General features: G+C 49.5%; 8 protein-coding genes. 3 read left to right on the plus strand and 5 right to left on the minus strand.

Translation table 11 applies throughout. The annotated features are described in order from the left end of the window. Positions 1-97: 97 nt before the first annotated feature. Together TH61_RS08430 and TH61_RS08435 are read right to left on the minus strand one after the other, a co-directional pair. The gene (locus TH61_RS08430) at positions 98-1,735 is read right to left on the minus strand and encodes a sodium/sugar symporter (RefSeq protein WP_066508246.1); all 1,638 of its coding nucleotides are present in this window, start codon (positions 1,733-1,735) and stop codon (positions 98-100) included. A 54-nt stretch (positions 1,736-1,789) separates the two neighbouring features. After that, a complete protein-coding gene (locus TH61_RS08435; protein ID WP_066508247.1) occupies positions 1,790-2,830 on the minus strand; it encodes a LacI family DNA-binding transcriptional regulator in 1,041 nt (346 codons plus the stop codon). 405 nt (positions 2,831-3,235) lie between these two features. Between TH61_RS08435 and TH61_RS08440 the strand changes: the two genes are divergently transcribed. From TH61_RS08440 to TH61_RS08450, 3 genes are all read left to right on the plus strand, one after another. Further along, positions 3,236-4,429 carry a glycosyl hydrolase 53 family protein gene (locus TH61_RS08440; protein WP_066508248.1) on the plus strand — a complete coding sequence of 398 codons (1,194 nt, stop codon included), beginning with the start codon at positions 3,236-3,238 and terminating at the stop codon, positions 4,427-4,429. A gap of 116 nt (positions 4,430-4,545) precedes the next feature. Beyond that, positions 4,546-7,149 carry a membrane or secreted protein gene (locus tag TH61_RS08445; protein WP_197464122.1) on the plus strand — a complete coding sequence of 868 codons (2,604 nt, stop codon included), beginning with the start codon at positions 4,546-4,548 and terminating at the stop codon, positions 7,147-7,149. Positions 7,150-7,261: 112 nt separating this feature from the next. Beyond that, the gene (locus tag TH61_RS08450; RefSeq protein ID WP_066512699.1) at positions 7,262-8,317 is read left to right on the plus strand and encodes an aldose epimerase family protein; all 1,056 of its coding nucleotides are present in this window, start codon (positions 7,262-7,264) and stop codon (positions 8,315-8,317) included. A gap of 56 nt (positions 8,318-8,373) precedes the next feature. Here the strand turns inward: TH61_RS08450 and TH61_RS08455 are convergent, their stop codons facing one another. The 3 genes from TH61_RS08455 to TH61_RS08465 form a co-directional block, all read right to left on the minus strand. Beyond that, complete coding sequence (locus tag TH61_RS08455) at positions 8,374-9,066, minus strand: LuxR family transcriptional regulator (protein WP_066508254.1); 693 nt, start codon at positions 9,064-9,066, stop codon at positions 8,374-8,376. Between the two features lie 587 nt (positions 9,067-9,653). Then, a complete protein-coding gene (locus tag TH61_RS08460; protein ID WP_071887939.1) occupies positions 9,654-11,612 on the minus strand; it encodes an OmpA family protein in 1,959 nt (652 codons plus the stop codon). An 89-nt stretch (positions 11,613-11,701) separates the two neighbouring features. Continuing rightward, positions 11,702-12,646 carry a type IX secretion system membrane protein PorP/SprF gene (locus TH61_RS08465; RefSeq protein WP_066508258.1) on the minus strand — a complete coding sequence of 315 codons (945 nt, stop codon included), beginning with the start codon at positions 12,644-12,646 and terminating at the stop codon, positions 11,702-11,704. Positions 12,647-12,650: the final 4 nt, after the last annotated feature.

Consider the following 12,650-nt stretch of genomic DNA (forward strand, 5'->3'; position numbering starts at 1 on the left):
CGCGCCGTTCTATACTAACGCATCTGCCCAGATTTTGATAAGCTAATTACTTCACGTCTCTATTTCTATGTAACAATTGAAATAGGTTGCCTCTCTCTTACCAAAACATGGTGTACAAGGCCGCTAGAATCCCGCAGATAATCACGGCGCCAATGTTAAACGAGGTAGAGGTCTTAAACATACTGGCGTCTATCTCCAGACCTTTCGGGTTGTTCTTGCTTTTAGGATCCAGCAAGCTGATGATGATCATAATCACCGCCAGCACCACAAACACAATCCCCATGCGGTCAATAAACGGAATCTCCGCGAACTGGAACTTTAGGAACGTAGACAATGGAATGGTGAGCAAAGCCGCCGTCAAGGCCGCCGCCGAAGTAGTGCGTTTCCAGAAGAAGCCCAGCGCAAAGATGGCAAACACGCCCGGCGAGATAAAGCCCGTGTACTCCTGAATGTACTGGAAAGCCTGGTCCAAATTACGTAATAACGGCGCTACCAAAACCGCGATGATAAAGGACACCAACACGGCGATTCTACCAATGCCCACCAGGCGTTTCTCAGAGGCGCCTTTGTTGAAAAACTTCTGGTAGATATCCAACGTGAAAATGGTGGAGATACTGTTGGCTTTACCGGCCAATGAAGCCACTATGGCGGCAGTAAGTGCAGCAAACGAAAGTCCTCTTAAGCCAATAGGCAACAACTCCAGCAACACCGGGTAGGCGTGGTCTGGTTTGATGTGCCCCAGTTCATTGGTCATTTCCTGTTGGAACGCGCCGTTCTTGAACAGCACGTAGGCGGCAATACCCGGCAATACCACAATCACCGGCATCAACAATTTCAAGAACGCCGCGAAGAGCAAACCACTGCGGGCGGTGTTCAGATCGGCGCCTAGGGCACGTTGGGTGATGTACTGGTTACAGCCCCAGTAGCTCAGGTTGATAATCCACATGGAGCCAATCACCACAGATAAGCCGGGCAAGTCCATGTAGGCATCGCGGGTTCCGCCTTCGCCGTTCGGGATCATCAACTCGCCTTCAGATAGAATCATGGAGAAATGGTCTGCCGCCTCTTTGTGCAGGATAGAAAGCCCGTCAAAGATGCCACCTCCGCCCAATTGGTCAGACACTAAATCCAGCGCCAGATACGTAGTCGCCAAACCGCCCAATACCAATACAAACACTTGGATTACGTCTGTGTAGCCAATCACCTTCATGCCGCCCAGCGTAATGAAAATGGCAAAGATGGCCATGCCGTACATGCAGTAGTAGAAGTCTAACCCCGTAATGGTCTGGATGGCCAAAGCGCCCAGGTACAGGATAGACGACAGGTTCACAAACACATACACCAACAGCCAGAACACCGCCATGATGGTGGCCACGCCGTTGTTGTACCGCTGTGACAGGAACTGCGGCATGGTGTAAATCTTGTTCTTAAGGTAAATGGGAATGAAGAAGATAGCCACCACAATCAAGGTAGCCGCCGCCATCCACTCATAGGTAGAAATGGCCAGACCCATGGCAAAACCAGAGCCCGACATGCCGATGAACTGCTCGGCAGAAATGTTAGAGGCAATCAAAGACGCACCAATGGCCCACCAGGTCAAAGACCCCTCGGCCAGGAAGAACTCCTTAGAGTCTAGTGTCTTGCTTTGCTTGCGTTTGTAAATCCAGTACCCGTACCCCGACACAATCACGAAGTACAGCAGGAAGATGAGGTAATCAATGGTATGTAATCCCATGAGTTAGTAAAGCTTTTGTTTGTTAGGTTGGGTATGTATAGGGTGATTAAGAAGCTAAGAATTGGGTTTCTTCAAGGCCGGTGGCTTGGAAGAGTCACGCACCACCAGCCTAGGCTCCAATACTATCTTCTTGGGGAGTTGGTCCGTGGGCGTGGCCTCGGTAATGGCGGTGAGCAGCAGTTGGGCGGCCTCTTTCCCCATCAACGTGGTCTGCTGGTCCACGGTGGTGAGGCTGGGCGTGATGTAGGCACTGAAGGCCTCGTTGGCAAACCCCACCAAACCAATCTGCCCCGGCTGGTTAAACTCTGTTTCCTTGATGGCCTGCAAGGCACCCAGCGCCGTGAAGTCCTCCACCGCAAACACCGCGTCTGGTATCTGTTCTAACTGCAAAAGCTGGTTCATACCCGCCCGCCCAGAGTCAATGGAAACCTTGCCGTAGACAATCAGGTCCTCGTCTACGGGCAAATGGTGAGCAGTCAAGGCATCTACGTAGCCGCGCAGCCGCTCATGAAAAATCTTGATGTGCGAAGGACCGGCAATATGTGCAATGCGTTTGTACCCCTGCTGTATTAAGTGCTCGGTGGCCAGGTACCCGCCCTTGTAGTCATCAATGACTACCGTAGAAACGCCCAGGTCTTCAATGGCGCGATCAAACAGAATCAATGGCGTGTTGCGTTTTTTGGCCTCCAGGAAGTGGGCGTAGCTGGTGGTTTCCTTGGCAATAGAGGCAATAATGCCGTCTACGTTAGACTGCAGCAGCGTCTGAATGCCCTGCACCTCTTGCTGGTAACTCTCATTGGATTGGAACAGAAGTACGTTGTAGCCCCTGCCTTTGGCAATCTCCTCAATGCCATGAATCACAGATCCGAAGAAACTGATCTCGGCGCTTGGAATAATCACGCCAATGACCCTGGTCTTGCCTGAGCGCAGGGAGCTGGCCATGCGGTTCTGCTGGTAGTTCAGTTGCTTGGCCGTTTCCCGCACCATCACCTTGGTCGCCTCGCTGATGGAGGGATGATCATTCAAGGCCCTGGACACGGTAGCGGCCGTGGTGTTGAGGGCTTTGGCAATGTCATGGATGGTGGTTCTGGGCATAGTGCGTAATCGATTACGTAAATATATGCGAAAGGAAATGAGACTAGCAAAACCCATTTGATAAAATTTAGTTGATGAAATTTTATCAAATGCCTTTAAAACTGTGGTTTTGTTAACGTAGCCGTAGATTTAGTCTATGAAATAATGACTTAATCAATGAGTGCTTGAGGTTTGCAAGAGCAAGCAAATTTGGAAATGCAATAACATCTTCTTAGATATGCAACGTAATCGATTGCGTAAATGGAAGCTTCACCCCCTTTTTGACTCGCGAAAAAAGGAAAGACAAGCAAAAGTATTCGGTTGGCAAAGATGAAAGTCGTTTTTGGCCTGATTTTCAGAAACTAGGCTAAAAACGGAACCACCCGCTGACACTACGCATGGTCCCAAATGCCCAGCATAAAGACAATGAACGTGAGAACGTATTTTAAGGCAATAACAGTTTTAGTGCTGGGAGCTATCAGCTTGACCGGTTGCGGCAAGGAGGATATTCCTGATCCTGCTCCCGTGACCGCACCTTTTCCTGACTTTTACTTTGGGGCTGATTTATCTTACGTAAACCAGATCTTGGACAAGGGCGGCGTGTACAAAGACCAAAGCCAGGCGCAGAGCCCGTACAAGATTTTTAAAGATCATGGGGCCAATTTGGTGCGTTTCAGGCTGTGGCATACGCCCACTTGGACCAAGGAGGTGTATGGGGCAGAAGGAACGCAACAGTACAGTGACTTGGCAGACGTAGAGAAGGGGATCCGGTTGGCCAAAGCGCAAGGCATGGCGGTGCTGCTAGATTTTCACTACTCAGATACCTGGGCAGACCCGGGCAAGCAGGCCGTGCCAGCCGCCTGGGCAGCCATCACAGACCCTCAAGTGTTGCAAGACTCGGTGTACAACTATACCAAGAAGACGCTAGCCTATTTGAACGGCAAAGGCCTCATGCCAGAACTGGTGCAGATTGGCAATGAAACCAACGGCGGTATGCTGTACACCTCGGCGCCGACAGGCTTTCCGGTGGCGTCAATGAGTTATTTGGGCAATCTGCGGCAAGTGCTCAACAGTGGCATTAAGGCCGTGCGTGACGTGTCTGCCGGCTCAACAGTTAAATCTAAAGTGGTTCTGCACGTTGCAGATCCCAAACATGTAGACTATTGGTTCTCTCAGGTGACGGGAGCGGGCGGCGTCTCAGATTTTGACATGATCGGGTTTTCCTATTACCCGTTGTGGCACACCACCGTGCCACTTTCCCAAATCTCAGAAAACGTAGCCGCCTGGAAGAAGAAATTTAACAAAGACGTCATCTTACTAGAGACGGCCTACCCCTGGACCACCAACTGGAATGATACCTACAACAACCAGTTAGGAGGGCAGACAGCGCTTCCCGGTTACCCGTACACTCCAACAGGCCAACTAAATTTCCTGAAAGCCTTGACGCAGGAAGTAAAAGACGGTGGCGGCAAAGGTGTTGTTTACTGGGAGCCCGCCTGGATCAGTTCTAATATGAAAGACCTCTGGGGCACGGGCTCTTCCTGGGAGAATGTGGCATTGTTTGACTTCATGGGGAATCCTGTGATAGGCATGGAGTACATGACCGCCGCTTATAAATAATCACCGTCGTTTTTGGCTTGTTTTTCAGAAATCAGGCTAAAAACGAAGCATTTTACATACTCGTTTTACAAGGCTGGATTCCAGTGTTTCGGCCTGCCACCCATAAATTAGTGAACATGTCTTTTCCCTCTTTACACGCCATGAATCCTATAAGGACGCTTTTCTGCTTGATGGCCTTCTGCCTGTTAAGCCAAGCCCCCGTGTGGGCGCAGTCCCAAAAAGGCAAAGAGCCAGAGTTGGTGTATGTAGACCAGCAGGGCATTCTACGCTGGACCAAGACCAAGCAAGAGGCGGCGTTTTTTGGGGTGAATTACACGGTGCCCTTCGCGTATGGCTACCGGTCTGTGAAGGCCCGCGGCGTCAACCCAGAGAAAGCCATTGACGAGGATGTCTACCACTTGGCGCGCCTGGGGTTTGACGCGTTTAGGGTGCACGTCTGGGACACTGAGATTTCAGACTCCTTGGGCAACCTGCTGGAGAATGAGCACCTGCGCCTGTTTGACTACCTGGTGTATAAGCTGAAGGAACGCAACATCCGGGTGTTGATCACGCCCATTGCGTTCTGGGGAAACGGCTGGCCCGAAAAAGACGAGAAAACCCCCGGTTTCTCTTATAAGTATGGCAAGCAAAAAGGATTGGTAGAGGAGACGGCGTTTCTGGCGCAGGAGAATTACCTGAAGCAGTTCCTGAACCACGTCAATCCCTATACCCAACAGACCTATGAGCAGGACGGCAACGTGATTGCCACCGAAATCAACAACGAGCCCCAGCACTCGGGGCCCAAGGCGCGCACTACCGAATACGTGACCCGTATGGTGGCCGCCGTGCGCGGCACCGGCTGGAAAAAGCCCGTCTTCTACAACATCAGCGAGTCGCCTAAGTACGCTGACGCCATCGTGCAGGGAGTAGGGGTGGACGGCTACAGTTTTCAGTGGTACCCTACCAATTTGATGGCCAACCATTCCTTGCAGGGCAATTACCTGTCACATGTAGACCGCTACCATATCCCATTTGACACCCTGGCCGCCTTCAAGAACAAAGCCCTGATGGTATATGAGTTTGACGCCGCTGATATTCTGGGTTCTTACATGTACCCAGCCATGGCCAAGAGCTTCAGGACCGCCGGTTTCCAGTGGGCCACGCAGTTCGCGTATGACCCCATGGCCACCGCCTACGGCAACACCGAGTACCAGACGCATTATTTGAACCTGGCCTTTACGCCAGCCAAGGCCATCAGTTTGATGATTGCGGGCAAAGCCTTTCATCGGTTGCCCTTGCGCAAGAACTTTGGCGTGTACCCGGCAGACAGCGTGTTTGGGGAGTTCAGGGTGAGCTACAAGCAGTCTATGAGTGAGATGAACACCGCCCAGGAGTTCTATTACTCGGGTTCCACCCAGACCCAGCCGCTCCTCAAGAGCAAGCTGGAGCATGTGGCAGGCGTGGGCAGTTCGCCCGTAGTCAAGTACTCTGGCACTGGGGTGTATTTCCTGGACAAGCTAGAGAAGGGCGTCTGGCGCTTAGAGGTGATGCCGGATGCGTATTTCATCCGAGACCCGCTGGGCAAGGCATCGCCTAACAGAGAAGTGAGTCGCATACAATGGCAGGCCCAAAACATGAAGATTCTCTTAGCCGAGCTAGGGGAGAGCTTTGAGGTGAGAGCCGTGAACGAGGGCAACACCTACGCCGGCAAAGCCAAGGACGGAAGTTTTCAGGTGAGCCCCGGCGCGTATATTTTGAGCAAGAAGCAGAAAACCAGTTGGGCTGGGAACAAGAAGTACGGCAACCTACGCGTGAACGAGTTTGTGGCCCCGCAACCGTATGCTTCGGGCATCTACGTGACCCATGAGCCCCTGAAAGAAGTAAGCAGCGGACAGCCGTTTACCATTACAGCGCAGGTGGTGGGTATTTCTTCAGAAGCCAAGGTGACTCTGCAATTGAACAACCAGGCGGCCGCCTACAAGACCATTCCCATGCAAGCGGTGGGTGACGGTCAGTTCTCGGCTCAGGTTCCGGCAGATGTTTTAACTCCCGGCCAAATCTCTTACAGAATCTTGGCGCAGGACGGGGAAAAGCAAGTGACGTTCCCGGGAGACCATGCGGGCAATCCCTGGGCTTGGGACGCGACCATGGCCGAGACCTACCAAACCTTCGTGGCCGCGCCTAACGGGCAATTGGAACTGTTCAACGCCACCAATGACCGGAGTCTGTTTGTGTTCCCCAACCTCTGGAAAAGCGAGGAACGCCAATTGATAGCCTCTGAAAAACCAGGTCAGCTTATCTTGAAACTTACCGCCCAGCAACTCCCCGAAGAACAGACCATGGGCCTGCAGCACTACATTGGTGATAAACTGAAGGGCAGACAGGCGGAGTTGGGTAGCTTTGGGAAACTGGTGATACGGGTAAGGTCCACCACTGGCGCGGCTCTGCCCTTGAAAGTGAACCTGGTCACCCATCAGGCCACTGGCTTTGTGGCGCAAGTATCTGCCGGCACTACGTTCCAGAACATAGAAATCCCATTGAGTACGTTGCAGCCCGATGCGTTCATGCTGTTACCGAGGCCGTATCCGGGCTTCCATCCATTCTGGTTCACAGGCAAAGGCGCCCTGGGCTTTCAGTTGAAAGACGTGGAGAAGTTGCAAATCTACCTGGGGCAAATGGACAAGGCTACCACCGGTCCTAAGGGCTTTGAGATTGAGTCTGTCTGGCTAGAGAAGAAGTAAGCTGGAACCTTAAGCGGCTCCCGTTTTTGGCCTGTTTTCCAGAAAGCAGACCAAAAACGGGAGCTCTTTCGTAAAGATAGGTGCAGCGTTGCTATGCTTTTACTTAATGATTATGGAAAACCTCAACACCTCCACCCAGCAAGCCCCTACCACCCACGTCCGTTCCTACACGCTGCATAATAAACACGGCATGCAGGTAACCGTGACCAATTACGGTGGTACCATCACCTCTATTCTTACGCCAGACAAAAATGGGGAATTGGGCGAGGTGGTCTTGGGATTTAAGGACGTGACCGACTATACCTCAGAAGCGTATCTGGCAAACCAGCCGTATTTTGGCGCAATCATTGGCCGATATGGCAACCGAATCGCCAAAGGCAAGTTTACCCTTAACGGACGCGAATATTCCCTGGCCACCAACAACGGAGAGAATCATTTGCACGGGGGCGTGAAAGGCTTTGACAAGGTGTTTTGGGAGGTAGAAGAACTGGCCGCCCAGAATGCGTTACGGCTCACCTACACCAGTCCAGACGGCGAGGAAGGCTACCCAGGTACCGTGCAGGTGGCGGTGCTGTATATCTTGACGCCAGACAATGAGCTGGTCATAGAATACCAGGCCACCACTGACTTGGCTACTCCAGTGAATCTTACCAACCACAGTTATTTCAATCTTTCTGGGGGGAAAGCGCAGGATGCGTTAGGGCATGTGCTATCCATAGCCGCAGACCGCTTTGTAACGGTGTCAAAATCGCTGATTCCTACTGGTGAGCTGCCCAAGGTGGCAGGCACCCCCATGGATTTTCAGACGCCCGTGGCCATTGGTGCCAGAATTGGGCAGGTACCCGGTGGTTATGACCATACCTATGTCTTGAAAGAGACCGGCAAGCACTTAAAACATGCCGCCACGGTAGAAGACCCTGTTTCTGGGCGGTGTTTAGAAGTCTGCACCACAGAGCCGGGCATTCAGTTTTACTCGGGTAATTTTCTGGATGGCAGTTTGCAGGGACATGGTGGCACCCCTTATAAGCAGCATTATGGCTTTTGCTTGGAGACCCAGCATTTCCCAGACTCACCCAACCAGCCCGCTTTCCCTAATACCATTCTAGAGCCAGACCAAAAGTACCACCAGAAAACGGTGTACCGGTTTTATGTATGCCAAGATGAGTAAACTCCTTTTTTGGCCTGTTTTCACAGAATCAGGCCAAAAACGGTAACCCTAATGGGTTAGATCAAGTCAAAAGCGCGGGCAAACTGCGACAGCTCATAATGAGAATGCACGCGCAGCTTCACTTTTAGGTTTCGGCGGTGGGTGTTTACGGTTTTCTCTGAGATAAACAGCTCCTCGGCAATTTCTGTGGAGCTTTTGCCCAAGACCACCATCCGTAGAATCTCCTGCTCCCGCTTGCCCAGTTGCGCGAAGGCCTGCACGTTCTCGCGCAGGAATTTGCTCTCGTCTAGCATGCGGTTTACTTTGGGTGTGATGTGCGTGTCTGGCTCCACTTTAATGGCAATGGTGATGGTGAGCAGGGGAGCGCCCAGGTCATCGCGCATCAAGATTTTGAGCGTGCTCAAATGCCAGACCAACGCTTCTTCGCCCTTCAGTTTTACCTGCTGAAAGAAAGAGACAATTTCCTGGTCATCGTTGCGCTCTAGCAGGCCGCCAATAAGTTTGGGGGCGTAGTCGTCTACCTCTTCGGGGTTGAAGAACTCTTGTAAGTAGTTAGGCCCCAACTCCCGAATCTCCTGTAACGTGACCCCCAGGAGCCTAAGGCCCCGCGGGCACATGTATTCTACACTCAGGCCCTTCTGTATATTATGGATGACTACCACGCCGGGTAGGTGATCTGCCACAGCCGCAATCTCAGCAACCTTGGCCGCTATTCTGCGGTCTAATTCTGATTCTGGGTGCTTGTCCATTGGTAAATAGGGGTTAGATAAAGGAATCTTGAAACTTTATAGCATCAAACTCCAAATGGTAAGCGCTTGCCATCAAATATTTCTAGCAAGCGTCATTAGGTAAAAGAAAGTCGAAAGGTTATCTTCTTCAGGATACATAGTAAGTGGTCAACCTAGTTTCTGTTTCCCTGAGATGCTCTTTAAAGACCTTTCGCTTTCCATGGGTGCATTTTTAAGGATAGGCCAATTTACATAAAATGCGGGTAGCACAAACTATACCTAACAATAGGGGTCAGTTTTATGATTAGCGCATATGCCTTTTTGCAATTCGCCACAGTAGGTTTCTTGATTTTTAACTCAACTTCATGGCCATCCTGTAATGACTTTACACAGGGCTGTTTTTAGCCTGTTTTCCAGAAAATAGCTTAAAAACGCACAAGGAAGAGAGACGGCCCCTTTGCTCTAGGAACGTTACCTGGATTAGACAATGGGATTCGGGGTTTCTTTAAGTATGCCTCTAGCTTGACCTAACCCAATTTAGTGGGTAAAAAGAAAGCCCGCCTCTGTGAGTGAGGCGGGCTTTCTATATGATCTAGTACAACAGGAGCTTACTTTTTCAAGATTTTAAACTCTGTTCTGCGGTTCAACTGATGTTCTTCTTCGGTACAGGTTGTTCCGTCTTTGCAGCGGTTCAATAGACGGGTTTCGCCGTAGCCTTTGGCCACTAAACGGTCAGCGGCAATGCCTTTAGAAACAATGTAGTTCACGGCAGCTTGAGCACGTCTCTGCGACAATAGGTTGTTGTAGGCCTCTGTCTGGCGGCTATCAGTATGCGAACTCAACTCAATTTTGATATTTGGGTTGTCTATCAAGGTCTGCACCAACTTATCTAGTTCAAGGGCGGCATCTGGTCTAATCTCGTCCTTGTCCAAGTCATAGTAGATGTTCTCTACCAAGATAGGTTTGTTGATGGTGTTGCGGTTCAAGACTAAGCCCAAACGTACCATGTCCACAATAGACTCACACTCTGGTGTGATGATAGCAGAACGAGTTAAGTAGTTTACTTTGGTGGCTTTGATGTTGTACTGCATGCCATCAAAGATCTCAAAAGTAAAGTTACCGTCTGCATCTGAATACGTCACTGCGGCAGTGGTGTCACCCACTTTGTAAAGAGAAACCTTTACGTTGCCCACTGGCAATTCTTTGAAGACACCAGGCGTTTCCTGTACTTTCTCAAACGTCTTACCAGACAATTTACATGGCTGCGGATAGTAGCTGAAAGAGTAGATGTCGTCAGAACCGTCCATACTTTCGCGGTTAGAAGACACAAACCCTTGATCTTTCTTTTCAAACAGAATACCAAAATCATCGGCAGCTGAGTTCAACGGGTACTTTAAGTTTTGCACGTTCACCCAAGAATCTCCAGAACCTTCAGCCGAGAAGACATCCAGCCCGCCCATGCCTTTATGGCCATTAGAGGAAAAGTATAGCTTGCCAGTAATGGCGTCAATGGTTGGGAATACTTCTTTACCAGGGGTATTGACAGCGTTTCCTGCATTAACTGGCTTCGTCCAGAAGGCAAATACTTCTACACTTTCTTCTCCTTTTTTATTTCTTGTAATTACGCTGTTCAACTGTTTTACTGAGAAGAAAATATCAGTTTCACCTAAAGTACCTGGCATGTCAGAGGCAAAGTAAAGAGTGTCTCCAGTTATAGAAAGGGCGGGGTGCCCAATAGAGTACTCTCCTGGGTTGTTGAATGGGAATGGCTCTGGTTTACTCCATTCTTCGCCTTCTTTTTTAGAGATGTACAACTCCAGACGGTTTACGTAAGCAGTTGGCGCTTTATAGTTGATCCAGCTGAACGGATCTGGGTTTACTGTCTTACTCTTCCTTTTTAATTGATTTACCCGTGTAAAGTAGATAGTCTGGTAATCTGATGAGAAAACCGCAGAACCATTCTGGAAATCATTTAGAATAGGGGCAGGGAAAACTTCAGGAGTCAAAAAACTTGCTGTATCACGTTTGCCATGGTACAAGGCAGAATTAGGTTTTCCTGTCCACCCAGAGAGTACGCTAAACCTACCATCTGGTCTGTCAGAAGTAAAAACGATACCACCTTTGTATAGCGTTGGGCTATACTCAGTGCTGGTAGAGTTCAAGCCTGAGAGGTTTGATAAAGCAAAGGACTTAGGTCTGGTTACCCAGTTCTGGGCATTCTCTGTAATGGCAATCAGTTTCATTGCCTTTGCAGTAGAGTCTGGTACTAGCTCTGCGTAGTCCATATACAACTGCTTGGCCTTAGCGTAATTGCCATTCATGCGCGCTGCATCACCATAATATATCAAATACTGTGGGTTATAGTCAGGAAACGCTAGCATTTGAGAATACCAAAATTCTGCCTCTTTAGAATTGTTCAAGTGACGATAAGAATCTGCCATACGAGAGACAATGGGCAACGTAGGTTCTTGTTGCTTTAAGGCCTCTTTATACGATTGGATCGCAATCGCATATTCCAGATTCTGGAAGTGGGTGTCAGCTTTTTTTAGCTCTTTCTTTTGAGCCATAGCCCTCTGTGAGAAAAACAGAGTGGGCAGCACAAGTAGGATGAATAAAATGCGGTACTTCATGGATGATTACGAAGGTTGCCCCTCGCCTAAAAGTGACGGATAGTTAAAGAAGGTGTATCATCTTTTTTGTAGAATAAAAATCCTACAGAGAACTCATGGGTAGGCTGACCTTTGAAGCTGTTCAAAGAGATGTCATTGGCATAACCTATCTTGATTTTAGGAGTAAGGTACACCTCAGTCATCCAAGCCACCGCATTTTCTGTAGAAGCAGGTGCGTCTTTACCATTCTCAGAAGAAAGAATCTGCATAGAGCGGCGGTATGTACCACCTAACCAAAGACGATCCCCAAACAAGAAAAAGGCGTTAAGATCTATGTTGGTAGGGCTCTTGAAATCCTCTTTCAACAAGAAACTAGGCTTAAACTTAATTTTGTGGTTGATGTCAAACAGATAGCCAGAGGTGATAAAATAATGGCGTTCTGGTGAAAATGCGAAGTCCTTAGAAGTAGGCACTAAGTTGGCTGCTGATAAGCCAGCAAAGAATCTTTCTGTGTTAAAGAACAAGCCCACTTTGGCGTCTGGTAAGATAGAGGTCTGTTTTTTACTTGGGATAGCGTTGTCTACTTCTGGGTCCATTCCATAGAGTTTGGTGCCATCTATGAAATGTTGTGCAGCACCAGCTGATAAGCCAAATCCTAAGCGGGCCTTCTCGCCTACCTTTATCCGGACGGAAGCACTAGCCATAATACTTTTCTGGCCTTGTGCCCCAATCTCATCATTCATTACTTGAATGCCTAACCCTACTGTTTCTGAGTAGGCCCCATCAACAGACAAAGTCTGCGTCTTAGGGGCTCCTTCTACACCAGTCCATTGGCTTCTGAATATACCATTCACGCTGATAATGCCCTTGCTTCCTGCATAAGCAGGATTAATAGCCAGTCCATTAAATATGTACTGAGTGTAATATGCACTCTGCTGGGCACTAGCAGTGTAGGCCCAGAAGAGTAGCAACGGTAAAATTATCTTTTTCATATAA

The sequence above is a fragment of the Rufibacter sp. DG15C genome (assembly GCF_001577755.1).
GTDB lineage: Bacteria > Bacteroidota > Bacteroidia > Cytophagales > Hymenobacteraceae > Nibribacter.

Bases quoted from the DNA above. Each gene is read 5' to 3' on its own strand.
- TH61_RS08430 (WP_066508246.1), bottom strand. From the start codon at position 1,735: ATGGGATTACATACCATTGATTACCTCATCTTCCTGCTGTACTTCGTG.
- TH61_RS08435 (WP_066508247.1), bottom strand. From the start codon at position 2,830: ATGCCCAGAACCACCATCCATGACATTGCCAAAGCCCTCAACACCACG.
- TH61_RS08440 (WP_066508248.1), top strand. From the start codon at position 3,236: ATGAACGTGAGAACGTATTTTAAGGCAATAACAGTTTTAGTGCTGGGA.
- TH61_RS08445 (WP_197464122.1), top strand. From the start codon at position 4,546: ATGTCTTTTCCCTCTTTACACGCCATGAATCCTATAAGGACGCTTTTC.
- TH61_RS08450 (WP_066512699.1), top strand. From the start codon at position 7,262: ATGGAAAACCTCAACACCTCCACCCAGCAAGCCCCTACCACCCACGTC.
- TH61_RS08455 (WP_066508254.1), bottom strand. From the start codon at position 9,066: ATGGACAAGCACCCAGAATCAGAATTAGACCGCAGAATAGCGGCCAAG.
- TH61_RS08460 (WP_071887939.1), bottom strand. From the start codon at position 11,612: ATGGCTCAAAAGAAAGAGCTAAAAAAAGCTGACACCCACTTCCAGAAT.
- TH61_RS08465 (WP_066508258.1), bottom strand. From the start codon at position 12,646: ATGAAAAAGATAATTTTACCGTTGCTACTCTTCTGGGCCTACACTGCT.